The 24,295-nt window shown below is 60.3% G+C and carries 14 protein-coding genes, 1 pseudogene and 1 riboswitch; of the genes and pseudogenes, 9 read left to right on the top strand and 6 right to left on the bottom strand.

Annotation, left to right across the window (positions count from 1 at the left end; genetic code table 11):
- Positions 1 to 149 precede the first annotated feature (149 nt).
- Positions 150 to 209 (bottom strand): annotated as a pseudogene (locus tag RMV17_RS30220) (hypothetical protein); the annotation flags it as partial.
- 1,441 nt (positions 210 to 1,650) lie between these two features.
- Here RMV17_RS30220 and RMV17_RS24545 point away from each other — a divergent pair.
- Positions 1,651 to 2,469, top strand: coding sequence for a M48 family metallopeptidase (locus tag RMV17_RS24545; RefSeq protein ID WP_311883191.1), 819 nt, complete (start codon positions 1,651 to 1,653; stop codon positions 2,467 to 2,469).
- A 125-nt stretch (positions 2,470 to 2,594) separates the two neighbouring features.
- Here RMV17_RS24545 and RMV17_RS24540 read toward each other — a convergent pair whose 3' ends face one another.
- The 3 genes from RMV17_RS24540 to RMV17_RS24530 all read right to left on the bottom strand — a co-directional run bounded on the left by RMV17_RS24540 (position 2,595) and on the right by RMV17_RS24530 (position 5,428).
- On the bottom strand, positions 2,595 to 3,179 hold the full coding sequence (locus RMV17_RS24540) for a TMEM165/GDT1 family protein (protein WP_077574495.1): 585 nt from the start codon (positions 3,177 to 3,179) through the stop codon (positions 2,595 to 2,597).
- Between the two features lie 89 nt (positions 3,180 to 3,268).
- Positions 3,269 to 3,391: riboswitch (yybP-ykoY riboswitch) on the bottom strand.
- A gap of 40 nt (positions 3,392 to 3,431) precedes the next feature.
- Positions 3,432 to 4,430: a class I SAM-dependent methyltransferase gene (locus tag RMV17_RS24535; protein ID WP_311883190.1), complete on the bottom strand. Its 999-nt coding sequence runs from the start codon at positions 4,428 to 4,430 to the stop codon at positions 3,432 to 3,434.
- Positions 4,431 to 4,462: 32 nt separating this feature from the next.
- Positions 4,463 to 5,428, bottom strand: a complete 966-nt coding sequence (locus RMV17_RS24530) for a 2-hydroxyacid dehydrogenase (protein WP_311883189.1) — start codon at positions 5,426 to 5,428, stop codon at positions 4,463 to 4,465.
- A gap of 241 nt (positions 5,429 to 5,669) precedes the next feature.
- Here RMV17_RS24530 and RMV17_RS24525 point away from each other — a divergent pair, with 241 nt between their 5' ends.
- Positions 5,670 to 6,299, top strand: a complete 630-nt coding sequence (locus tag RMV17_RS24525) for a LysE family translocator (protein WP_034154346.1) — start codon at positions 5,670 to 5,672, stop codon at positions 6,297 to 6,299.
- 97 nt (positions 6,300 to 6,396) lie between these two features.
- On the opposite strand, the gene RMV17_RS24520 is transcribed toward RMV17_RS24525, so the two are convergent.
- Positions 6,397 to 7,161 (bottom strand): helix-turn-helix transcriptional regulator, encoded by a 765-nt coding sequence (locus tag RMV17_RS24520; protein ID WP_108226065.1) that lies wholly within the window; start codon positions 7,159 to 7,161, stop codon positions 6,397 to 6,399.
- An 85-nt stretch (positions 7,162 to 7,246) separates the two neighbouring features.
- Between RMV17_RS24520 and RMV17_RS24515 the strand changes: the two genes are divergently transcribed.
- The 5 genes from RMV17_RS24515 (at position 7,247) to RMV17_RS24495 (ending at position 16,904) form a co-directional block, all read left to right on the top strand.
- On the top strand, positions 7,247 to 8,431 hold the full coding sequence (locus RMV17_RS24515) for an MFS transporter (protein WP_311883186.1): 1,185 nt from the start codon (positions 7,247 to 7,249) through the stop codon (positions 8,429 to 8,431).
- Positions 8,432 to 8,577: 146 nt separating this feature from the next.
- A complete protein-coding gene (locus RMV17_RS24510; protein WP_108226029.1) occupies positions 8,578 to 10,260 on the top strand; it encodes a fatty acid--CoA ligase in 1,683 nt (560 codons plus the stop codon).
- A gap of 337 nt (positions 10,261 to 10,597) precedes the next feature.
- Positions 10,598 to 12,487 carry a DUF1302 domain-containing protein gene (locus RMV17_RS24505; protein WP_311883179.1) on the top strand — a complete coding sequence of 630 codons (1,890 nt, stop codon included), beginning with the start codon at positions 10,598 to 10,600 and terminating at the stop codon, positions 12,485 to 12,487.
- Positions 12,488 to 12,514: 27 nt separating this feature from the next.
- A complete protein-coding gene (locus tag RMV17_RS24500; protein ID WP_034154350.1) occupies positions 12,515 to 13,879 on the top strand; it encodes a DUF1329 domain-containing protein in 1,365 nt (454 codons plus the stop codon).
- A gap of 292 nt (positions 13,880 to 14,171) precedes the next feature.
- The gene (locus RMV17_RS24495) at positions 14,172 to 16,904 is read left to right on the top strand and encodes a LuxR C-terminal-related transcriptional regulator (RefSeq protein WP_311883175.1); all 2,733 of its coding nucleotides are present in this window, start codon (positions 14,172 to 14,174) and stop codon (positions 16,902 to 16,904) included.
- Positions 16,905 to 16,991: 87 nt separating this feature from the next.
- Here RMV17_RS24495 and RMV17_RS24490 read toward each other — a convergent pair whose 3' ends face one another.
- The gene (locus RMV17_RS24490) at positions 16,992 to 22,574 is read right to left on the bottom strand and encodes a M10 family metallopeptidase (protein ID WP_311883174.1); all 5,583 of its coding nucleotides are present in this window, start codon (positions 22,572 to 22,574) and stop codon (positions 16,992 to 16,994) included.
- A 202-nt stretch (positions 22,575 to 22,776) separates the two neighbouring features.
- Here RMV17_RS24490 and RMV17_RS24485 point away from each other — a divergent pair, with 202 nt between their 5' ends.
- Together RMV17_RS24485 and RMV17_RS24480 are read left to right on the top strand one after the other, a co-directional pair.
- Positions 22,777 to 23,421: an MBL fold metallo-hydrolase gene (locus RMV17_RS24485; protein ID WP_311883173.1), complete on the top strand. Its 645-nt coding sequence runs from the start codon at positions 22,777 to 22,779 to the stop codon at positions 23,419 to 23,421.
- A 117-nt stretch (positions 23,422 to 23,538) separates the two neighbouring features.
- The gene (locus RMV17_RS24480; protein WP_108226034.1) at positions 23,539 to 24,276 is read left to right on the top strand and encodes an OmpA family protein; all 738 of its coding nucleotides are present in this window, start codon (positions 23,539 to 23,541) and stop codon (positions 24,274 to 24,276) included.
- The last annotated feature ends 19 nt before the right edge of the window (positions 24,277 to 24,295 follow it).

Here is a 24,295-nt window from a genome sequence, read left to right as displayed (position 1 = left end):
ATGCCGATGTTGGTGCGAATCGCGATGTCGGCCGTGTGTTCCGAAGAATCGCTGACGCTCTGCACCGACGTTACCACTTGGGTGATCATCGCCTGCAATTTGGCGAGGAAGGTGTTGAAACCCTTGGCGATCGAGCCGAGTTCATCGCTACGATCACTGCTCAAGCGTCGGGTCAGATCACCCTCACCCTGAGCAATGTCATTGAGCATCGCGACCATCTGTATCAGCGGTCTGGCGATGCCGTGGCCAACCAGCCAGATCACCAGCAAGCCGAGGCCGGCGATGAGCAGACCGACCATGGCCATGCCGAACGTGTCGGACTTGCGTTGCGCATCGAGGTCGCCCTGCAGCTTTTGCAGATCCGCCATTACCGCGTTCAAAGGCAATTGCAGCATCAGTGTCCAGCGTGCGTCGGTCTGGCCGATGCCGAATGGCAGGTACAGTTCGATGCGACCCTTGTCCTTGTTGACCGAGTAAGTCACTTCGCCGCGCTTGAGATTGGCCATGTTGGCGGTCTGCTCGGCGTCGAGAATATCGCTGACTTTTTCGCCGAATTTGCTCGGGTCTTTGGTGTAGGCGACGATCCGGCCGTTGCCGCCGATCAGGGCCATTTGCCCGGCGCCGCTGTACAGTTTCTGGTTGGCGCCGAGGAGCATTTCCTGAATGAAGTTCACCGATAAGTCAGCACCGACGATGCCCTGGAAAGTGCCGTTGAGCATGATCGGTTCAATGAAGGAGGCGAGCATGACGATCTTGTCGCCGACCTTGTACGGCGCCGGATCGATCACGCAGGCTTTCTTCGTTTCCTTCGAGCACAAGTAGTACTCGCTGGCGCGCACGCCGGTGGACAGGGTTTTCTGGTCGTCGACGTCGACCAGTTTGTCCAGGCCGAGGGTGCCGTCATCGTTGCGGAACCACCAAGGCAAGAAACGCCCGTTGGCCGCGTCGATGCCAACCACGCTGGTGCCGACGTAGGCCGCGTCGTTGTGGTCGAGGGCGTTCTTTTCCCAGCCGATGTAAGTGCCGAGAATCTTCGGGTTCTTCTCGACGTTTTCTTTGATCAGGCTGATCAACTGCTCGCGGCTGACGGTCAGACGCGGCTGGCCATCGGCGCCCGGCGTGCCGAGCAGGGCGTTGACCCGCACCAGGCCGCCGGCAATCAGCAGTGGCGCCTCGAGCTCGCGCTGGATCTGGCTGACCTGAGTCTGCGCCAGCGAGGTCAGGCGTTGTTCGATGACCTGCTCGAACTGCGCTTGCGTGCGCTGTTGCACCATCTCCTGCGTGCGCGCACCGGAGAACAGCGCATACAGCACCAGCGCGGCGACCACGCTGAGGACGATGGCGCCGGCCAGGGCGGCGACGGAAAACTGGATCGACTTGAACTTCATGGGAGCTCCGCACGCAAGAGGACGTCTGCGGTGATATATCGGCAGCCGGCATTGGGCCATGAGTGCGAGCCGGTGCAATTGAAAGCCGATGTCGCAAATGGATCTGTGCACGACGCAGTTGCTGCGGGCCTGGCGATCGCTGTGAATTTTTTACGACAGCTCAAGTGGAAAACGTCTGAAAGTCGCTGCAACACGTCCGTTGTATCTGGCGTCGATACAATTACCCGCCTAGGATACGCGCAGGTTTTCAGGGAGCTTTTGAATGAACAAGACATTGGTTGTAAGTGCACTGAGCGCAGCGCTGTTGCTGGCCGGTTGTCAGTCGGTCAACACCACCAATGGCGGCGCCGTGGGTGTGGAACGCAAGCAGTACATGTTCAGCATGCTGTCCTCGCAAGAGGTCGATCAGATGTATGCCCAGTCGTATCAGAAGACTGTCGGTGAAGCCTCCAGCAAGGGTGTGCTGGACAAGACCAGTCCTGAGGCCAAACGGGTTCAGGCAATTGCCAATCGCTTGATCGCCCAGGCGCCGAACTTCCGTCCGGATGCGGCGCAATGGCAGTGGGAAGTCAATCTGATCAAGAGCGACGAGCTCAACGCCAACTGTGGTCCTGGCGGCAAGATCATTTTCTACACCGGCCTGATCGACAGCCTGAAACTGACCGACGATGAAATCGCCGCGGTGATGGGCCATGAGATCGCCCACGCCCTGCGCGAGCACGGTCGTGAAGCGATGTCCAAGGCGTACGGGATTGAAATGGCCAAACAGGGTGCGGGTGCATTGCTCGGTCTGGGTCAGGACAGTCTGGCGCTGGCCGACACCGTGGCCAACTACGGCATGACCCTGCCGAACAGCCGTGCCAACGAAAACGAAGCCGACCTGATTGGTCTGGAACTGGCCGCACGCGCCGGTTACAACCCGAACGCCGCGATCACCCTGTGGAACAAGATGAGCAAGGCCTCGGAAGGTGCTCCTCCGGAATTCATGAGCACTCACCCGGCCTCGGCCAGCCGGATTGCCTCGTTGCAGGCAGCGATTCCGAAGGTCATGCCGCTGTACGAACAGGCTCCTAAATCCTGAGTCGGTGATCGTTCCCACGCTCTGCGTGGGAATGCCTCAAGGGACGCTCCGCGTTCCAAAAGGGACGCAGAGCGTCCCCGGCTGCATTCCCACGCAGAGCGTGGGAACGAGCGGGGTCGGCAGGGTTAAACCCAGCCACTGCTCTGCATCGCCTTGTACACCGCGACGATTGCCAGAATCATGAATGCCGAGGCCGCGAGGCGACGGATCAAGGTCAGCGGCAATTTGTCCGCAGCAAAGTTACCCGCCAATACCACTGGCACGTTGGCAATCAACATGCCCGCCGTCGTACCGATAATCACCAGCCACAGTTCCGGATATTGCGCGGCGAGCATCACCGTCGCGACCTGAGTCTTGTCACCCATTTCTGCAAGGAAAAACGCAATCAGCGTGGTCAGGAACGGCCCGAACTTGCGTGCGGTGCTGGTTTCATCGTCGTCCATTTTGTCCGGAACCAGCGTCCACAGCGCAGTGGCGGTGAAGCTTGCGGCGAGAATCCAGTGCAGCGTCGCATTCGAGAAGAAACTGCCGAACCAGGCGCCGACCGCACCGGCTGCTGCGTGGTTGGCCAGGGTCGCCGCGACAATGCCGGCAATGATCGGCCAGGGTTTGCGAAAGCGAGCGGCGAGAATCAGCGCGAGCAGTTGCGTCTTGTCGCCGATTTCGGCCAAGGCAACGATTGCGGTGGGAACGAGTAACGAGTCCAGCATCAGGATTTTCCTAAGGGGCGGGTCGACACGGCTATGACACGTACAGCCTTCCCGCCCCGGGTAAGGTGTGCGTGTCATAGGTCTTGTCAAACCCTGCGATCCGTCTGCTGCGGACGCTTGGGTCGCATACGCCATGATCTGAGGATCAAGTATGTTGACGTATGCCGGACGAGCTTGGCGCTCGTGGGAGACTACTCCCCTAGGACGGAGCGGATTCTGCCTAGGCAAATCCGTTTGGGCAAGAACAAATTTTCAGCCGCGCTTGGCCCGGTAAATCCGGAAACCATTGCCTTCAGCCTTGATCGCGCACACGCCAAGATGCTCTTCGATCAGCGGTTGATACTTGAGGAAACTGTTCGCCACCAAGCGCAGTTCGCCGCCGTTTTTCAGATGTTTCGCCGCTTTTCGCAGCAAGTTCTCCGTGGCGAAATAATCGGTATGCACGCCGACATGGAAGGGCGGATTGCTCAGAATCGCGCTCAAACCCATCGGCGCGGCGTCGATACCGTCCCCGGTCAGTACTTCAGCCTCCAGACCGTTGGCCGCCAGCGTCAGACGGCTGCTGGCAGCGGCAAACGCATCGACATCCAGCAACGTCACCTGATTGTGCGGGTAGCGACGTTTGACCGCAGCCCCCAACACGCCTGCGCCGCAACCGAAGTCGAGCAGATGGCCGCTCGGCAGTTTGTCCAGATGCTCCAGCAGCAGGGCGCTGCCGCGATCCAGTCGACCGTGGCTGAACACGCCCGGCAGGCTGATGACTTTCAACGGGCCTTCGGCCAGTGGCAGTTCATAAGTCTGCGCCAGGCTTTCCAGAGACTTGGCTTCTGGCGCGTTGGCCACGGTGACTTGCCAGAGTTGGCAGTGCCGCGCGCTGTCGAGTTTGCGCGGCTTGCCGAACGGGTTGAGCTGCTTGGACGCGCCTTCGATGCCGCTGCGTTTCTCACCGACCAGAAACACCTCACGTCCGGTCAGACGCGAAGCCACGGCGTTGAGGATGTAATCGGTCAGGTCCTTGGACTTGGGCAGAAACACCACGGCGCTGTCGAATTCCCGCTCCGGGATGTTCACGCCGAAATGGCTGCGACCTTCGAAGCGAGCGTCCAGCGCGGCTTGATCGCCGGCATGCCAGCACCAGCCGAATGCATTGGGCAAGCGCCCAAGCAAATCGTCGGCGGGCAAACCGGCCAACAACAACGAACCTTGAAACAACTCGGGCTGACGAAGCAGTACTTCACTGCGCGGATCCATAACTGCTCCTCAAAAAAAAGTGCCGCAGTTTATCAACTGACGACCCGCAGCGCCTTACCGCTGAAGAACGCCTGAGCGTTTTCGGTCAATTGGCCGACGATGCGCTGGCGTGCCTCGCGGCTGCCCCAGGCGTTATGCGGGGTGACGATCAGGCGTGGAATGTCCGCTGCGAGCAACGGATTGCCTTGGGTCGGTGGCTCGACGCTCAACACATCAGTGGCCGCGCCGCCCAGATGCCCGGCGCGCAGAGCGTCGGCCAGTGCCTGTTCGTCGATCAGGCCGCCGCGTGCGGTGTTGACCACGAAGGCGCCGGGTTTCATCGACGCCAGTTCGCGGGCACCGATGAAGTGCCGGGTGTGTTCGTTGAGCGGGCAGTGCAGGGTCAGGGCGTCGATCTGCGGCAACAATTCGTTCAACGGCAGACGATCCGGTCGAGCAGGGCGCCCGGGAATCTGCCCGAGCAACACGCGCATGCCGAACGCTTCGGCCAATCGCGCCACGGCGCCGCCGAGTTCGCCATGACCGAGCAGGCCGAGGGTTTTGCCCTCCAGTTCAACGATCGGATAGTCGAGCAGGCAGAACTGTTTCGCCTGCTGCCAGCGACCTTCGCCAACGGCTTTCTGATACTCGGCCAGACGCGTGGCGAGGTTGAGCAACAGCATGATCGTGTGTTGCGCCACCGACGGCGTGCCGTAACCCTGGCAATTGCACACGGTGATGCCCTGAGCGCGGGCGGCGGCGAGGTCGACGTTGTTGGTGCCGGTGGCGGTGATCAGGATCAGTTTCAGATCGGGGTTGGCGGCCATCGCGGCGGCGTCGATCAGGATCTTGTTGGTGATGGCGACTGTTGCACCTTGCAGGCGCTCGGCGACTTGCCCGGGCAAGGTCTGGGCGAACAGCTGCAGATCGCTGAAAGACTCGCGTAAAGGACTGAGGTCGAGGTCGCCGAGATCCAGCGAAGGGTGATCAAGGAATACCGCGCGGCGCGTGTTCGTCATCAACTGTACCTTTCGTGCTGTGAGCGTAGGGCGTAATCTGCCGAGCCTACCAGATGAAACAATTGGTTACTCAGTGCCAGAGGTACTCACAAGTCCTGTGGGAGCGAGCTTGCTCGCGAAGAGGGCGGATCAAGCGAATTGTGGTTGTCTGACACACCGCCTTCGCGAGCAAGCTCGCTTCCACAGGGAAAGCATCTGCGCCATGAGTCCGATTTGACCGATCAACTCCAGAGGAGCCCCCATGTACTGGACCGAGTTCTTGACCGTTGCACTGATCCACTTGCTGGCCGTCGCCAGCCCCGGCCCGGACTTTGCCGTGGTGGTGCGCGAGAGCGTGACCCACGGTCGCCGCGCCGGGACCTGGACCGCGCTGGGCGTGGGCACGGCGATTTTCCTCCACGTTGGTTATTCGTTGCTGGGGATCGGCCTGATCGTGTCGCAATCGATCGTGCTGTTCAACGCGTTGAAGTGGGCGGCGGCCGCTTACTTGCTGTACATCGGCTTCAAGGCGCTGCGTGCGCAACCGGCGAAAGTCGTGGCCGATGATCTGCACAAAGAGGCCGGCGTTCGCACGGCTCGCGGCGCATTCACGTCGGGCTTCGTCACCAATGGTCTGAATCCGAAAGCCACGCTGTTCTTCCTGTCGCTGTTCACCGTGGTGATCAACCCGCATACGCCATTGGCCGTGCAGGCCGGTTACGGGATTTACCTGGCGGTCGCGACTGCGTTTTGGTTCTGCCTGGTGGCTATGCTGTTCAGCCAGCAACGTGTACGTGCCGGTTTCGCCCGCATGGGCCACTGGTTCGACCGCACTATGGGCGCGGTGCTGATCGCTCTCGGCGTGAAAATCGCGTTTACCGAAATGCATTGATCTCACTGTGTAGGAGCTGCCGAAGGCTGCGATCTTTTGATCTTGATCTTAAAAAAACAAAGTCAAAAGATCGCAGCCTCGTTGCACTCGACAGCTCCTACACGAGTTGGCTGAGCTTGCTCAGGTTATTCAGATACTCGCGGGGATTTTCCCCAAGCAAACGGCGAAACATCGCGCTGAACGCCCGCGCGCTGCCGTAACCCAGGTCCTGCGCCACACGCTGCACGCTGTCCCCGGCGAGCAGGCGCGGCAGAGCTTCCATCAGGCGCAGTTGCTGGCGCCAGGCGTTGAAGCTCATCTGCAACTGTTGCTGAAACAGCCGCGCCAACGTGCGTGAGCTGGCGCCGACCTGCTGCGCCCAGTCTTCCAGCGTATTGGCATGATCAGGGGTGTGCAGCAGTGCCAGACAGATGTTTTGCAGGCGCCGGTCAGTGGGCATCGGAATGTGCAGTGGCAGGTTTTCCAGGCTCGCGAGTTCTTCGAGCATCAGTTGCTGGATCAGCGGATTGTCGGCATGCGGCGGCCCTTGCACGGCACGCAGGATCAGCTCGCGCAGCAGCGGCGTCACCGCCAGCACACAGCACTGTTGCAGGCTGGCGGGCGACAGCGCAGGCGCAATGAACAGCGAGCGCATCTGCACGTCGCCGCTCATGAAAATCTCGTGCGCCACCTCGGGTGGAATCCACACCGCGCGACTCGGCGGAATCACCCACGCCCCCGATTGCGTGACCACGCGCATGATCCCGCTGACGGCATACAGCAGTTGCGCCTCGCGATGCAGGTGCAGCGGCTGGTGCGCGCCGTCCAGGTAATCCCGGGGGTAGGCGCTCACCGGGCCGTGTTCGAAATGGCTGATTAACATGTCTGATTTGATGAGTTGCTTGGCAGGAATGCGCTTTACGGCCAACTTAGCATAAGCGCCACACAACAACGTAAAGCGTGCCGCCATGAATCAATCGAGAAACGTCATCCGCTACATCAACGCCGCCCATGTGATCGATCACATGTTCATGCTTATTTTTCCCGCCGCCGTGCTCGGCATGACTCAAGCGTTCGGTCTCGATTACGCCGCGCTGATCGGCCTGTCGCTGGGAGGTTTCATTGCTTTTGGCGCCTGTTCGCTACCCGCCGGTTGGCTGGGCGATCACTGGAGCCGGCGGCAGATGATGCTGGTGTTTTTCTTCGGTATCGGCGCTTCGGCGATCTTTACCGGCCTGAGCAACAGCCCGACCATGCTGGTGATCGGCCTGACCCTGATCGGTATTTTCGCGGCGATCTATCACCCGGTGGGCACGGCGATGCTGGTGGCCTACGCGCGGAATCGTGGCCGCGAAATCGGCATCAACGGTATGTGGGGCAATCTGGGCGTGGCATTTTCGGCGCTGATTACCGGGTTGCTGGTGGCGCAGTTCGGCTGGCGCTCAGCGTTCTTGTTACCGGGGGCGGTGGCGATTGTGCTGGGTTTTGGCTTCGCCTTGCAGGTGCGTGAGGAACCGATTCCGAAGCGTGCGCACACGCCTCTCAAGGGGGCCGCCGGCCAGCGCATTTCCATGGTTATGGTGTTCGGTGTGCTGGCGTTGGCCACGGCCACCGGTGGTGTGGTGTTCAACGCCACCACCATGACGTATCCGAAACTGTTTCAGGAGCGATTGCATGAACTGTTCGCTTCGCCGCAAACCCTCGGTGTGGTGGTCAGCCTGGCTTATGCCTTTGGCGCGGTCGCGCAGTTGAGCATCGGTCGAGTGCTGCACCGGGTCAGTCTGAAATGGCCGTTCATAGTGTTGACGTTGTGCCAGGCGCCACTGTTGTTTGCGCTGGCCTATGCCGAGGGCTGGGCAGTGATTGCGCTGGGTGCGGCATTCATGTTCGTGGTGTTCGGTCAGGTAACAGTCAACGATGCGATGGTTGCCAACTTCGTCGCCCCGCAATGGCAATCACGGGTGTTCGCCCTGCGTTACTGTTTATCGTTCGGTGCCAGTGCGACGGCGATTCCGCTGATTTCCTATGTCGAACCGCGCCATGGCTTCGTAGGCCTGTACTTGATTCTCGCGGGTTTCGGCGCACTGACCTTCCTCGCGGCAGTGGTTTTCCCACGGACGCCTTCTGAAGAGGCTGTAGGCCAAACTGCCTGATAGATAGCGAATACCGGCAAATGCTGGCGCAAAGCTAGTATTTGTACGGCTTTGCAAATCATTCCTTTGGCTGATTTGGCTGGCGTATAAGGGTTCTAGAGTACCAATCTCTACGCCAACACCGTGCAGTCAGAAAAGGGATTCTTATGTTGCAGACTCGCGTCATTCCCCCGGCCGATGGGGCCTACCAGTATCCATTGCTGATCAAACGGCTGCTGATGTCCGGCGCCCGTTACGAGAAAACCCGCGAGATCATCTACCGTGACCAATTGCGCTACAGCTACCCGACGCTGATCGAGCGTGTGGCACGGCTGGCCAATGTGCTGACGGCGGCCGGTGTGAAGGCCGGTGACACCGTGGCGGTGATGGACTGGGACAGTCACCGTTACCTGGAATGCATGTTTGCGATTCCGATGATCGGCGCGGTGATTCACACGATCAACGTGCGCCTGTCGCCGGAGCAGATCCTCTACACCATGAACCATGCCGAGGACCGCTTTGTGCTGGTCAACAGCGAGTTCGTCGGGCTGTATCAGGCGATCGCACCGCATTTGACCACGGTCGAGAAAACCCTGCTGCTGACTGATCTGCCAGAGAAAACCGCCGATCTGCCGAACCTGGTCGGTGAGTACGAGCAACTGCTGGCCGCCGCCAGTCCACAGTACGACTTCCAGGACTTCGACGAAAACTCGGTCGCCACCACGTTCTACACCACCGGCACCACCGGCAACCCGAAAGGCGTGTATTTCACCCATCGGCAATTGGTGCTGCACACCATGGGCGTGTCGACCATCATGGGCTCCATCGACAGTGTGCGCCTGCTCGGCACCAACGATGTGTACATGCCAATCACGCCGATGTTCCACGTTCACGCCTGGGGTCTGCCGTACGTGGCGACCATGTTGGGCCTGAAACAGGTATATCCGGGGCGTTACGATCCGGAGTTTCTCGTGGAGCTGTGGCGCAAGGAAAAGGTCACCTTCTCCCACTGCGTGCCAACCATTTTGCAGATGCTGCTTAACGCCAAAGGCGCACAGGGCACCGATTTCGGCGGCTGGAAGATCGTCATTGGCGGCAGCGCGCTCAATCGCACTCTGTACGAAACCGCCAAGGCGCGCGGCATTCAGCTCACGGCGGCCTACGGCATGTCGGAAACCGGGCCGCTGGTGTCCTGCGCGCACCTCAATGATGAGCTGATGGCCGGCACTGAAGACGAACGCACCACCTATCGGATCAAGGCGGGTGTGCCGGGGCCGTTGGTGGAAGCGGCGATTGTCGATGCCGAGGGTAACTTTCTTCCGGCCGACGGCGAGACCCAAGGCGAGCTGGTGCTGCGCGCGCCTTGGCTCACCGAGGGCTATTTCAACGAACCGCAGAAGGGCGCCGAGCTCTGGGCTGGCGGCTGGTTGCACACCGGCGACGTCGCCACGCTCGACAGCATGGGCGTGATCGACATCCGCGACCGCATCAAGGACGTGATCAAGACGGGCGGCGAGTGGATCTCCTCGCTGGATCTCGAAGACCTGATCAGCCGTCACGTCGCGGTACGCGAAGTAGCGGTGGTGGGCATCGCTGATCCGCAGTGGGGCGAGCGCCCGTTTGCCTTGCTGGTGATCCGCGAAGGGCATGTGATTGGGGCGCGCGAGCTCAAGGAACACCTCAAGCCGTTCGTGGAATTGGGCCACCTGAGCAAGTGGGCGATCCCGAGTCAGATCGCCCTTGTTACCGAAATTCCCAAGACCAGTGTCGGCAAGCTCGACAAGAAGCGTATCCGCCTCGACATCACCGAATGGCAGGCCAACAACAGCACCTTCCTCTCGACACTTTGAGTGTCTGCTGGCGCGCCGAAACCGGCGCGCCAGACCCACCAAGCAAGCGCTTGGCTTGTGAAATCGAAAAAATCAGCCATCCTTGCCGTGCCGACATGCGTCGGACTGGCGAAAGGACTGTTCCAGAGTGGCCGGCAGCTGCAAATCACACTTTAGAGGGATCAAGCAGTACCACCTGCTGGCTATAGTCCGCTCAAGGATTTTTAAGAACGGGGCACACGCACAAAACGGGGCGATGCATCTTTGGAGTGACTTCGGGCTGTCTCTGGCACCCGGTCCTTCAGGCGTTTTTAAAAGTACTCACTGCCATAACAATAATGCACATGGAGTAGCGTCGATGACCTCAGTAAACCAGTTCTGGCGCCGGGCGAAACTGCCTCTGGCGGTCAGTCTTGCCTCCTCGCTCGCCGGGCCCGCATTCGGCGTCAGTTTCAACGTCGGTGAAATCGAAGGCCAGTTCGACTCATCCCTGTCGATCGGTGCCAGTTGGTCTACTCAGAGCCCGAACAAGAACCTCATCGGCGTCAACAATGGCGGCCACGGTCTGTCGCAAACGTCCGATGACGGTCACGCCAACTTCAAGAGCGGTGAAACCTTTTCGAAGATCTTCAAGGGTATCCATGACCTTGAACTGAAATACGGCGACACCGGTGTGTTCGTCCGTGGCAAATACTGGTACGACTTCGAACTCAAGGATGAAAGCCGCGAGTTCAAGGACATCAGTGATTCGGGTCGCAAGGAGGGCGCCAAGTCGTCCGGCGGGCAGATCCTCGACGCCTTCGTCTACCACAACTACTCGATCGCCGATCAGCCGGGCTCCGTGCGTCTGGGCAAGCAGGTGGTGAGCTGGGGTGAAAGTACCTTCATCGGCGGCGGCATCAACTCGATCAACCCGATCGACGTGTCTGCATTCCGTCGTCCGGGCGCCGAGATCAAGGAAGGCCTGATCCCGGTCAACATGTTCTACGTGTCCCAGAGCCTCACCGAAAACCTTTCGGCCGAAGCGTTCTATCAACTGGAATGGGACCAGACCGTCGTCGATAACTGCGGCACGTTCTTCTCGCAGCCGGACATCGTGGCCGACGGTTGCAACGACAACCTGCGCGTGCTGAACAAGCGTTCGCAAATCCCGGCCGTGGCCCTTGGCCCTTTGGCGGCCAATGGCGTCAGCGTCAACGAAGAAGGCGTTCTGGTGCGTCGTGGGCCGGATCGCGATGCCCGTGACAGCGGTCAGTGGGGCGCGTCCTTCAAGTACATGTACGAACCGCTCGACACCGAGTTCGGCGCCTACTTCATGAACTACCACAGCCGTGCGCCGATCTTCAGTGCCACCGGTGCGCCGCAATCGGTCTACAACACCGCGCGCGCGCTGCCAGGGCCATTTGCGGCACTTGCACCGCTGCTGGTCGCGGGTAACTCGAACTACTTCATTGAATACCCGGAAGACATTCGTCTCTACGGTCTGAGCTTCTCCACCACTCTGCCTACCGGTACGGCGTGGAACGGTGAGATCAGCTACCGTCCGAACGCGCCGGTACAACTGAACTCCACCGACATCCTGTTCGCCGGCGTGCGTCCGATCGGCGGTGCATTGACCAACGCTTCGATACTCAATGGCGTGCCGGGTCAGGATCTGCATGGTTACGAGCGCAAGGAAATCACCCAGATCCAGACGACGTTCACGCACTTCTTCGATCAGGTCATGGGCGCCAGCCGTCTGACCCTCGTCGGTGAAGTCGGGGCAACCTACGTCGGCGGGCTGGAAAGCCGTTCCGACAAGCGTTATGGCCGCGATCCGGTGTATGGCCCGGGCGAGTTGCCGGCCACTGGCACCACCAACACCTGCGCCAACATTCTCAACGCCAGCACCATCAACGGTGCAGGGCCGGGTTCGCCGCAGAACAACCGCAGCCGCAATTGCGACAACGACGGCTTCACCACGTCAATGTCGTGGGGCTACCGCGGTCGCGCCATCTGGGAATACAACGACGTCTTCGCCGGTGTGAACCTCAAGCCGAACGTGGCCTGGTCCCACGACGTCAGCGGTTACTCGCCAGGCCCTGGCGGCAACTTCGAGGAAGGTCGCAAAGCGGTCAGCCTGGGTGTCGACGCCGAGTACCAGAACACCTACACCGCGAGCCTGGCGTACACCAACTTCTTCGACGGCAAGTACACCACTGTGGATGACCGCGACTTCGTTGCGCTCAGCTTCGGCGTGAACTTCTAAGCACTGCATTTCAGGACGAACGAATTTATGAAAATAACAAAGAGTCTGTTCCACGCCGGTGTTCTGGGCCTGTCGCTGCTGGCGACCGGCGTCATGGCCGCGGTGCCTGCTGCCGAAGCCGACAAACTGGGCAAGAGCCTGACGCCGATGGGCGCTGAAATGGCCGGTAACGCCGACGGTTCGATCCCGGCGTGGAAGCCGCTGCCAAAGAACGCCGGCTCGGTCGACAGCAAGGGGTTCCTGTCCAATCCATACGCCAGTGAGCAACCGCTGTTCACCATCACGGCGAAAGACGTCGACAAGTACAAGGACAAGCTGGCGCCAGGTCAGTACGCGATGTTCAAACGTTACCCGGACACCTTCAAGATGCCGGTCTACCCGTCCCATCGCGGTGCGACCGTGCCGGATGACGTGTTTGCCGCGATCAGGAAAAACGCCACCACCACCAACCTGGTGTCCGGCGGCAACGGTCTGGAAAACTTCGATACCGCCGTACCGTTCCCGATTCCGAAAACCGGTGTGGAAGTCATCTGGAACCACATCACCCGCTATCGCGGCGGCAGCGTGACCCGTCTGGTGACCCAGGCGACACCTCAGCCGAACGGCTCGTTCAGCCTGGTGTACTTCCAGGATCAGTTCGTGTTCCGCGACAAGATGAAGGATTACGACCCGAAAAACCCGGGCAACATCCTGTTCTACTTCAAGCAGAAAGTGACCGCGCCGGCACGTCTGGCCGGTGGTGTGCTGCTGGTGCACGAAACTCTCGATCAGGTCAAAGAACCACGTTCTGCGTGGGTCTACAACGCCGGTCAGCGTCGGGTGCGTCGTGCGCCACAGGTGTCCTATGACGGTCCGGGTACTGCGGCGGATGGCCTGCGTACTTCCGACAACCTCGACATGTTCAACGGTGCTCCGGATCGCTACGACTGGAAGCTCGAAGGCAAGAAAGAGATGTACATCGCCTCGGACAGCTACAAGCTCGACGATCCGAAACTGAAGTACGCCGACATCATCAAGGCCGGTCACATCAACCAGGATCTGGCGCGTTACGAGCTGCGCCGCGTCTGGCATGTGGTTGCCACCTTGAAAGAAGGTCAGCGTCACATCTACGCCAAACGTGACTTCTACATCGACGAGGACACCTGGCAAGCCGCCGTGATCGATCACTACGATGGTCGTGGTCAACTGTGGCGCGTCGCCGAAGCGCACGCCGAGAACTACTACGACAAGCAAGTGCCGTGGTATGCCCTGGAAACCCTCTACGACCTGCAGTCCGGCCGCTATCTGGCACTGGGCATGAAGAACGAAGAGAAGAGTGCGTATGACTTCGGCTTCACCGCTACCACCAGCGATTTCACCCCGGCCGCACTGCGTCAGGATGGTGTTCGCTAACCCGCTGTAAAACCGAGGCCGCATCCTCGTGAAAACGCCCCGACTGGTTCGGGGCGTTTTTTTTGCTTTTGTAGGAGCTGCCGAAGGCTGCGATCTTTTGACTTTGACTTTTCAACGGCAAAAGGCAGATCAAAAGATCGCAGCCTTCGGCAGCTCCTACAGGGGGGGGAGCCACAGGAGGGTGTAGCCTTTTTGTAGCCATTTGTAGCAGCAACCTTCATAACGGGTTCGTTTAAGGCTAGTCTGCGGACATCTGCAACGCCGCCAACAGCAATTCGAACAAGAGCCGGCCATGACTGATCTGTCCCCACTTCCGGGTCCCGCAAGTGTTGCCGTCGCGGCATTGGACGGGCGTTTTTTTCGCCCGCCGTTGCCCGACGGCTACGTCGTGCGACCACGCCTTTGCGAGCGCCTGCAGGCCGGGCTCGGTGGGCGCCTGTTGCTGGTCAGCGCCCCCGCCGGGTTCGGCAAGAGCTCGCTGGCGGTGGAGTTCTGTCAGAGTCTGCCGGCGCACTGGCAAAGCCTCTGGCTGGGCCTGAGCCCGCGCGACAGCGACCCCGGACGCTTTCTTGAGCGTTTGCTCGAAGGCTTGCAGGATTTTTTCCCGCAATTGGGCAGCCGCGCACTCGGCCTGCTGAAAATGCGCCAACGCCATCAGCCATTTGCCTTCGAAGAATGGCTCGACGGTTTGCTCGATGAACTGACCCTGCACCTTGATCCTGCCGCGCCACTGCTGCTGGTGCTCGACGATTACCATCTGGCTCAAGGCCCGGTGCTTGACCGTTGCCTGCAATTTTTCCTCAACCATCTGCCCGACGGCTTGCTGGTCATGGTCACCAGTCGTCAGCGCCCGGACTGGCATCTGGCGCGCTTGCGTCTGTCGCGGCAGTTGTTGGAGTTGCACGAGGCGGATCTGCGCCTGACCCACGACGAAGCCCTGACCCTGCTTGATCGCCACAGCAGTTCGCTGCGCGGTGAAGCCCTGGAAAACCTGATCCAGCGCAGCGAAGGCTGGGTCGCCGGTTTGCGTTTCTGGCTGCTCGCGGTGTCTGAAGCCGGCAGCGATGCGGCGTTACCGCAAGCGCTGAACGGCGGGGAAGGGCTGATCCGCGACTATTTGCTGGAAGAGGTCATCGACTGTCTGCCAGCCGAAGTGCAAGCCTTTCTCTACGACACGGCGCCACAGGAACGCTTCTGCAGTGAGCTGTGCGATGCCGTGCGCGAAGCTCATGACAGCGCCGAGATCCTGCGTTTCCTGTTGGCGCATCAGGTCTTTCTGGTGCCGCTGGACGAGCATGGGCACTGGTATCGTTATCACCATCTATTCTCTGATCTATTGCGCAGCCGACCGATTGCTCAGGCGATAGTGCCGACTGCAACGCTGCATCTGCGTGCCTGTCGCTGGTTCAACGCACAGGGGCTGCTGGATGAAGCGGTTGAACAGGCGTTGCGCGCCGGTCACCTCGATGTCGCCGCGAACCTGGTGCAGAACCTATCCGAGGAGCAACTGCTGGCCGAGCAAAACGTCGGCATGCTGCTGCGCTGGAAAATGGACCTGCCCGACAGCCTGTTGATCAGCACGCCTCGTCTTATCGTTCTCTACAGCTGGGCACTGGGGCTGGCCTGTCAGCTCGATGCCGCCGAAGAGTTGTCCAGCCACCTGAGCCGCTTTCTGCCGGCGCCTTCGGCTACCGCGCAAAAGTCGATGCTGGCGCAATGGCTGGCGTTGAGCGGGATCATTGCCCGGGGGCGCGGCCATCGCGAGCTGACGTTGCGCTATTGCACCGAGGCACTGGAAAGTCTGCCGGCCAAGCGTTACGGCCAGCGGCTGATGTGTCTGTCGACCTTGTCCAACCTGGCCATTGCCGACGGCGATCTGTGGCGTGCGCGAGGGCTGAATCGCGAATCCCTTGAACTGGCGCAGCGGGTTGGCAATCCACTGTTCGAAGCCCTGGCCCATTACGATCGCGCTCGCGTGTTGCAGTCCCGTGGCGAAATCCTGCGGGCGCTGGATGAAGTGCATCAGGGCCTGGAGCGTCTGCGCGGTTTGTCACCGCAACGTCTGTACGCGGTGCGTGCACGGCTGACGTTGTATGAAGGTTTTCTGTTGGCGATGCGTTTGCAGCCTCAGGCGGCACGCGTCTGCTTGCTGGCCGGGATCGGCGAGGCGCGGGCCTGCCGCGATATCAGTGTGCTGATCGGCCATTGTGTGATCGCCCGGCTCGACGGCAGCATCGGTGAGTTCGCCAAGGCTTTCGCCGAACTGGCCGAAGCCGAGCGTCTGATGCATATCTGGGACGTCCCGCCGATCTACTATCTGGCGATGATTACCCTGGTCAAATGCGAGTTGTGGCTGGCGCAGGGGCGTACCGATCTGGCCGAGGCCTGGCTTGCGCGACTGGGCCAGACCTACACCGGTGAGCGCGCTGCGGCGCCACCCGAGTTTCACCCCCAACTGCCATTGCACGTGGAGCTGCAACAAGCGCTGCTCGACATGACGCGCGGCCAGCCGATGCTCGCCGAAGGGCGGCTGGACGTGCTGCACGAAAACGGTGAGCAAACCGGGCGCCAGTTACTCAGCGTGATGGCGTTGACGCAAAAGGTGGCGTTGCTACTGGCGGGCGGGCGCGAGCCGGAAGCACGCAAGACATTGAGCCAGGCGCTGGAGCTGGCGGCCGGCGGGGTGTTGCAGCCATTCGATGGATTGGCCAAGGAGCACACGGACTGGTTGCGTGGGCAATTGCTGGCGTTCCCCGGACTGGCAGGTCAGCAATTGCTTGAGCATCTACCGCCAGCGCCGCCCCGGCAGATGCCGGAGTCCACGGTCACCGAACAGCTCAGTAGCCGCGAACTGGCCGTACTGCGGTTGATTGCCCAGGGTTGTTCGAACCAGGAAATCAGCGAGCAGTTGTTCATTTCGCTGCACACCGTGAAAACCCACGCCAGCCATATCAACAGCAAGCTGGGGGTTGAGCGGCGGACGCAGGCAGTGGCGCGGGCCAAAGAGCTGGGCCTGTTGGCCTAGGAGATAAAAAAACGTGGACAAAAAAACACCCCGCCATGGCGGGGTGTTTTCATTTTCCAGCTTCGAATGTTTCAGGCAGCTAAGGGATCAGACGATGACGTCGTTCGCACTGAGCGAGTTGACGCCCACCACTTGCACTTCGAAGTGACCCCCAGCGTCTGCGCTCAGGTTGCCCGACAGGACGTTATCTGCAAAACGCAGTTGCCCCAGCCCGGTGAATTCATTGGAGCCAATGAACGTCAAGTGTTGGTAGCCGAGAGTCCTCGGGTCAATGTCGAATTTGGAGAAATCGATTTTGTCCCCTTCCAGTGCGTTGAAATCGGCAATGACGTTCTGCGAGGAGCTTGTTCCGAATTCCTTTCCGAGATTGATCATGTTAGTGATGGCAAAGGTGTCAGCCCCGGTACCGCCCGTCAACGTGCTATGTCCCCACCCACCGTACAGTGTGTCGTTTCCTTCCCCACCGAACAGTTTGTCGGTTCCGCCATTGCCGCCGAGTACGTTGTTGCCGGCGTTACCCGTCAGAATGTTATCGAGGTTGTTGCCCCACATTGTCAGGTCTGCGCTGCCGAGCAGGGTGCCGTCCTCGACGTAATCCGAAAGGTTGTAGTCGACCGAAGTGCGGATCAGGTCGTGACCGCCATTCTGGAACTCGAAGACGAGGTCATTGACGTTATCCACAATAAAGATATCGTCGCCGCCCTCGCCAATCATGCGATCAGCGCCGAGACCGCCCGACAGGATGTTGTTGCCATCGTTGCCGTGCAAGACGTTTTCCAGGGCATTACCTGTCAGATTCAGGTTGGCACTGCCAATCATCTGACCATCTTCGACGTTGTCCGCCAGTGTGTAGTCGATGCTGGTGTTGACGGTATCAATCCCCTCATCCGCGAGTTCAACGATAACGTCGTTGATGTTATCCACGTAGTAAACGTCATGCCCGGCTCCACCAATCATGGTGTCTGCGCCTAGCCCGCCATCGATGTAGTTGGTGGCGGAATTGCCTGTGATGGTGTTGTCCAGCGCATTGCCGGTGAGTGCACCCCACGTGTCGCCAAGCATCGTCAAGTCTTCGACATTGGCGCCGAGGGTGTAGCTGATACTGGTTCTGACCAGGTCATGGCCTTCGCCGGCCTGCTCGATCACGACATCGTTGATGTTATCCACAACGTAGGTGTCGTTGCCGGCGCCACCGATCATGGTGTCGGCACCCATGCCGCCGTCGAGGATGTTGTTGCCGATGTTGCCGGTGATACGGTTGTTCACCGCGTTGCCGGTGCCGTTGAGATTGGCGCTGCCAATCAGGATCAGGTTTTCGACGTTGGCGCCGAGGGTGTAGTCGATGCTCGCGAACACGCGGTCGAGTGCGGTCAGCGAGGCGTCGGTTTCGATCACCACATCACCGACGTTGTCGACGTAGTAGGTATCAACGCCGTCGCCACCGATCATGGTGTCGGCGCCGAGGCCGCCGTCGAGGGTGTCGTCACCGGCGCCGCCGCTGAGGGTGTTGTTCATGGCGTTGCCGGTGAGCACGTTGTTCAGGCTGTTGCCGGTGCCGTTGATGGCGTTGCCGGTCAGCACCAGATTTTCCAGGTTGGCGCCCAGTGTCCAGTCAACCGACGCGCGGACGGTGTCGATTTCGTTCGCCAGGGTGCTGGTCTCGGTGATGATGTCGCCAGCGTTGTCGACGACATAAGTGTCGTTGCCCAAGCCGCCAATCAGCGTGTCGATGCCGGCGCCGCCGTCGAGAATGTTGTCACCGGCGTTACCGGTCATACGGTTGCTGACCGCGTTGCCGGTGCCGTTGAGGTTGCCATTGCCGGTGAGGATCAGGTTCTCGACGTTGGCGGTCAGGGTGTAGTCGATGGACGCGAACACGCGGTCGAGCGCGGTCAGCGAGGCATCGGTTTCGATGACCACGTCACCGACGTTGTCGACGTAGTAGGTGTCGACGCCGTCGCCACCGATCATGGTGTCGGCACCTGCGCCGCCATCGAGGGTGTTGGCCGCCGCGTTGCCGGTCAGCGTGTTGTTCAGGGCGTTGCCGGTGCCGTTGATGGCGTTGCCGGTCAGCACCAGATTTTCCAGGTTGGCGCCCAGTGTCCAGTCAACCGATGCACGGACGGTGTCGATCTCGTTCGCCAGGGTGCTGGTTTCGGTAACGGTGTCGCCGATGTTGTCGACGATATAAGTGTCGTTGCCCAAGCCACCGATCAGCGTGTCGGCACCCAGGCCACCGTCAAGAATGTTATCGCCGTCGTTGCCGGTGATGCGGTTGCTGACCGCGTTGCCGGTGCCGTTGAGGTTGGCCGTGCCGGTCAGGATCAGGTTTTCGACGTTGGCGCCGAGGGTGTAATCGATGGACGCGAACACGCGGTCGAGTGCGGTCAGCGAGGCATCGGTTTCGATCACTACATCGCCGACGTTGTCGACGATGTAAGTGTCGACGCCGTCGCCGCCGATCATGGTGTCGGCACCTGCGCCGCCATCGAGGGTGTTGGCCAGGGCGTTGCCGGTGAGGCGGTTATCCCGCTCATTGCCGGTGCCGTTGACGGCGTTGCCGATCAGGATCAGGTTCTCGACGTTGGCGCCGAGGGTGTAGTCGATGGAGGCGAACACGCGGTCGAGCGCGGTCAGCGAGGCATCGGTTTCGATGACCACGTCACCGACGTTGTCGACGTAGTAGGTGTCGACGCCGTCGCCGCCGATCATGGTGTCGGCGCCTGCGCCGCCATCGAGGGTGTTGGCCGCCGCGTTGCCGGTCAGCGTGTTGTTCAGGCTGTTGCCGGTGCCGTTGATGGCGTTGCCGGTCAGCACCAGATTTTCCAGGTTGGCGCCGAGTGTCCAGTCCAGCGAAGAACGCACGGTGTCGATTTCGGTGATCAGGGTGCTGGTTTCGGTGACGGTGTCGCCAACGTTGTCGACGATATAGGTGTCATTGCCCAGACCACCGATCAGCGTGTCGGCACCCAAGCCGCCGTCGAGGATGTTGTTGCCGTCGTTGCCGGTGATGCGGTTGCTGACCGCGTTGCCGGTGCCGTTGAGGTTGGCCGTGCCGGTCAGGATCAGGTTTTCGACGTTGGCGCCGAGGGTGTAGTCGATGGACGCGAACACGCGGTCGAGTGCGGTCAGCGAGGCATCGGTTTCGATCACTACATCGCCGACGTTATCGACGATGTAAGTGTCGACGCCGTCGCCGCCGATCATGGTGTCGGCACCTGTGCCGCCATCGAGGGTGTTGGCCAGGGCGTTGCCGGTGATGCGGTTATCCCGCTCATTGCCGGTGCCGTTGACGGCGTTGCCGATCAGGATCAGGTTCTCGACGTTGGCGCCGAGGGTGTAGTCGATGGAGGCGAACACGCGGTCGAGCGCGGTCAGCGAGGCATCGGTTTCGATGACCACGTCACCGACGTTGTCGACGTAGTAGGTGTCGACGCCGTCGCCACCGATCATGGTGTCGGCGCCTGCGCCGCCATCGAGGGTGTTGGCCACCGCGTTGCCGGTCAGCGTGTTGTTCAGGGCGTTGCCGGTGCCGTTGATGGCGTTGCCGGTCAGCACCAGATTTTCCAGGTTGGCGCCCAGTGTCCAGTCAACCGATGCACGGACGGTGTCAATCTCGTTCGCCAGGGTGCTGGTTTCGGTGACGGTGTCGCCGATGTTGTCGACGATATAAGTGTCGTTGCCCAAGCCACCGATCAGCGTGTCGGCACCCAGGCCGCCGTCAAGAATGTTATCGCCGTCGTTGCCGGTGATGCGGTTGCTGACCGCGTTGCCGGTGCCGTTGAGGTTGGCCGTGCCGTTCAGAATCAGGTTTTCGACGTTGGCGCCGAGGGTGTAGTCGATGGACGCGAACACGCGGTCGAGTGCGGTCAGCGAGGCATCGGTTTCGATGACCACGTCACCGACGTTGTCGACGTAGTAGGTGTCGACGCCATCACCGCCGATCATGGTGTCGGCACCTGCGCCGCCATTGAGGGTGTTGGCTGCAGCGTTACCGGTCAGCGTGTTGTCCAGCGCGTTGCCGGTGCCGTTGATCGCATCGCCGGTGAGCACGAGGTTTTCCAGGTTGGCGCCCAGGGTCCAGTCCACCGACGCGCGCACGGTGTCGATTTCGCTGGCCAGCGTGCTGCTTTCAGTCACCGTGTCGCCGATGTTGTCGACGATATAAGTGTCATTGCCCAAGCCGCCATTCAGGACGTCGGCACCCGCGCCGCCATCGAGGATGTTGTTGCCCGAATTACCATTGATGTAGTTAACGCCGCTGTTGCCGGTGCCGTTGAGATTGGCGGTACCGGAAAGCGAGAGAACTTCCACGTTGGCGCTCAAGGTGAAGTCGACCGACGACCAGACACTGTCGATCTCGCCGGCCAGGGTGCTGGTTTCCACGATGGTGTCGCCGACGTTGTCGACGATATAGGTATCGTTGCCGAGGCCGCCAATCAATGTGTCAGCGCCTGCGCCGCCATCAAGGATGTTATTGCCATCGTTACCGGTGATGCGGTTATTGACCGAGTTGCCGGTACCGTTGAGGTTGCCAGTGCCGGTCAGGATCAGGTTTTCGACGTTGTTGCCGAGGGTGTAATCGATGGACGCGAATACGCGGTCAAGGGCGGTCAGCGAGGCATCGGTTTCGATGACCACATCACCGACATTGTCGACGTAGTAGGTGTCGACGCCGTCGCCACCGGACATGGTGTCGGCACCTGCGCCGCCGTCAAGGGTGTTGTTCAGCGCGTTACCGGTGAGGATGTCGTTGAACGCAGAACCGATGGCGTTCTCGATCTTGGCGCCGTAGGCAATCGCCAGTCCGTCATTGATCGCGGTCTGGTTGTTGTAATCGATGAACGCCTTGCCGATCTGGCTGTAAGCGCCTTCATTGAGGTTGATGCTGACGGCCGCAAGCTGATTGCTGCCATCGATGGTGTCGTTGCCGCCGGCATCCCAGATGGTCTCGAAAATCGATTGGTTGGCTGCCCACTTGTAAACAGTGTCACCGGCCTGCCACGCCATGTTGGCGCCATACAGGCTCTGGATCGCGATGATGTCCAGCACCATTGGCGTGGTTGGCTGGTAGGAATAGTTGCTGTTGTAGCTCATCACTGTGAAGTGAACATCATCGAGCGTCGGGTCGAGCAGGGTCTTGTTGGTCGAGCTGGCGTCGAACGGGTGCTTGAGTCCCAGCGCATGGCCGATTTCATGCACGAACGTCATGTAGTCGTAGGTGCCTTTGCCCGGGTTCGGATCATTGGTCTGCGGACCGATCCAGACATCGCCGGCGACTGGCGTATTGGCCGGGAAGTAAGCCCACGCAGCGGTCTTGTCGTCCATCAAGCGATAGCCGCCAAAACGCATGTCACCGACGTTGAAAAGGGTGTCGGTGGTCAGCGTGAAGTTGAGGTTGGCGACGGCACTCCAGGCGCCCAGCGCACTGGTGATTGCGGTTTTTTGCCCGGCCGTGAGCTCATACAGTGCGTTGTATTCGTTGTCGGGGCTGTAGTCGGTCACGAAATACGAAGTGACCGGTGCCATGAAGCTATAGCTCAGGTTGGTCGGCCCAGTCGGACTCCAGTTGGCTCCCAGCCAATAGGTGCCAGAGATGAGGCTGTCGACGAGGGCATTGCCCGTCAGCGTGGAGGGCAAACTGATCGAATACGTCTTGGGCGTTGGCATAGGATTTCCTGAGAGCTATGCGACCCTTCCTGAATGCGGCCGCTACAAAAAGAACGCGATTTTGCACCAGAATTTATACATTTGACATCATAGGGCCACTATTTTCTGATGTGTGGCGTCAAATTACTGGCCTGGCATTCTGTATCGGCGCGTGCAGTAGAATCCTGAAAAAATGCTGTCCGCCGTCTGTCGAGGATTTTTCATGTCAGTTGTAACGCCTTCTCTCATCCGCGAAACCTTCCCCGTCGGCCCTTTGCAGTGCAACTGCACGATCATTGGCGACCCGTTGACCAAGAAAGCCATCGTCGTCGACCCCGGCGGCAACCCTGATCTGATCATGGCGCGCCTTGATGCGCATGGCCTGAAAGTGGTGAGCATCATCCATACCCACGCCCACCTCGATCACTTCCTCGCTTCCGGGCAAATGAAAGAGAAAACCGGTGCGACCCTGCATCTGCATAAAGAAGATCAGTTCCTGTGGGACAACCTGGAAATGCAATGCCAGATGTTCGGTGTGCCGTATGTGCCCGTGCCGTCGCCGGATCGCTGGTTGAGCGACGATGAAGAGCTGGCCTGCGGCTGCGGCGTGGCGCTGCATACGCCAGGTCATACACCCGGTTCCATGAGCTTTTGGTTTTCCGAGGCTAAGCTGTTGATAGCCGGCGACACGTTGTTTCGTCGCGGTGTAGGGCGCACGGATTTATGGGGCGGCGATCAGGCGACCATCGTGCGTTCGATCAAGCAGCGGCTATACACGCTGGACGAGGACGCGACCGTGGTGACCGGGCATGGGCCGGATACCCGTCTGGGGGATGAAATGCGCGAAAACCCGTTTGTGCGCGCCTGAATATTTTGTCACGAGTGCCCGGCGGAATTTTTGTTCATTGTCATGATCCAACGCCCGCGCAGGTCCATTAACCCAGTGGCCGCTGCACCACAGAATGCGAAAAACCAGGAGCTCTCCATGTTCACCAAGCGTCGTTTGATTATTGTCGCTACTGCCGTGGCCTTGCTGTCCGGCTGCGCCTCGCCTAACCCGTATGACAATCAGGGCCAGGCCGACGGTGGCTCGCAAGGCATGAGCAAAACCGCCAAATACGGTGGCCTCGGTGCACTCGCCGGCGCACTGGCCGGTGCCGCTATCGGTCACGACAACCGCGGCAAGGGTGCCTTGATCGGTGCTGCCGTGGTCGGTGCATCCGCTGCCGGTTACGGTTATTACGCCGACCAGCAAGAAAAGAAACTGCGCGCGAGCATGGCCAACACTGGTGTTGAAGTGCAGCGCCAGGGCGATCAGATCAAGCTGATCATGCCGGGCAACATCACGTTCGCCACTGATTCGGCGAACATCGCCTCCAGCTTCTACCAGCCACTGAACAATCTCGCGGGTTCGTTGAAAGAGTTCAGCCAGAACCAGATCGAAATCGTCGGCTACACCGACAGCACCGGCAGCCGCCAGCACAACATGGACCTGTCCCAGCGTCGCGCGCAGAGCGTGGCGACTTACCTGACCTCGCAAGGTGTCAGCGGTGCCAACCTCTCGGCCCGTGGCGCCGGACCGGATAACCCGATTGCCAGCAACGGTGACGTGAATGGCCGGGCGCAGAACCGTCGGGTCGAGGTCAACCTGAAGGCGATTCCGGGCCAGCAGTATGGTGGTCAGCAGCAACAGCAGCCGGGCACGGTTCAGCAGTATCCGTAAGCGCTTGCCCACATGAAGA

The organism is Pseudomonas sp. VD-NE ins, from assembly GCF_031882575.1.
In the GTDB taxonomy this organism is placed as follows: Bacteria; Pseudomonadota; Gammaproteobacteria; order Pseudomonadales; family Pseudomonadaceae; genus Aquipseudomonas; species Aquipseudomonas fluorescens_BZ.
The sequence above is the reverse complement of the archived record's forward strand: the minus strand, read 5'-3'. Positions and strand labels throughout refer to the sequence as shown.

Coding starts and splice junctions, on each gene's coding strand:
- RMV17_RS24525 (WP_034154346.1), top strand. CDS start 5,670: ATGTACTGGACCGAGTTCTTGACCGTTGCACTGATCCACTTGCTGGCC.
- RMV17_RS24495 (WP_311883175.1), top strand. CDS start 14,172: ATGACTGATCTGTCCCCACTTCCGGGTCCCGCAAGTGTTGCCGTCGCG.
- RMV17_RS24520 (WP_108226065.1), bottom strand. CDS start 7,161: ATGTTAATCAGCCATTTCGAACACGGCCCGGTGAGCGCCTACCCCCGG.
- RMV17_RS24485 (WP_311883173.1), top strand. CDS start 22,777: ATGTCAGTTGTAACGCCTTCTCTCATCCGCGAAACCTTCCCCGTCGGC.
- RMV17_RS24500 (WP_034154350.1), top strand. CDS start 12,515: ATGAAAATAACAAAGAGTCTGTTCCACGCCGGTGTTCTGGGCCTGTCG.
- RMV17_RS24515 (WP_311883186.1), top strand. CDS start 7,247: ATGAATCAATCGAGAAACGTCATCCGCTACATCAACGCCGCCCATGTG.
- RMV17_RS24490 (WP_311883174.1), bottom strand. CDS start 22,574: ATGCCAACGCCCAAGACGTATTCGATCAGTTTGCCCTCCACGCTGACG.
- RMV17_RS24480 (WP_108226034.1), top strand. CDS start 23,539: ATGTTCACCAAGCGTCGTTTGATTATTGTCGCTACTGCCGTGGCCTTG.
- RMV17_RS24535 (WP_311883190.1), bottom strand. CDS start 4,430: ATGGATCCGCGCAGTGAAGTACTGCTTCGTCAGCCCGAGTTGTTTCAA.
- RMV17_RS24540 (WP_077574495.1), bottom strand. CDS start 3,179: ATGCTGGACTCGTTACTCGTTCCCACCGCAATCGTTGCCTTGGCCGAA.
- RMV17_RS24530 (WP_311883189.1), bottom strand. CDS start 5,428: ATGACGAACACGCGCCGCGCGGTATTCCTTGATCACCCTTCGCTGGAT.
- RMV17_RS24505 (WP_311883179.1), top strand. CDS start 10,598: ATGACCTCAGTAAACCAGTTCTGGCGCCGGGCGAAACTGCCTCTGGCG.
- RMV17_RS24545 (WP_311883191.1), top strand. CDS start 1,651: ATGAACAAGACATTGGTTGTAAGTGCACTGAGCGCAGCGCTGTTGCTG.
- RMV17_RS24510 (WP_108226029.1), top strand. CDS start 8,578: ATGTTGCAGACTCGCGTCATTCCCCCGGCCGATGGGGCCTACCAGTAT.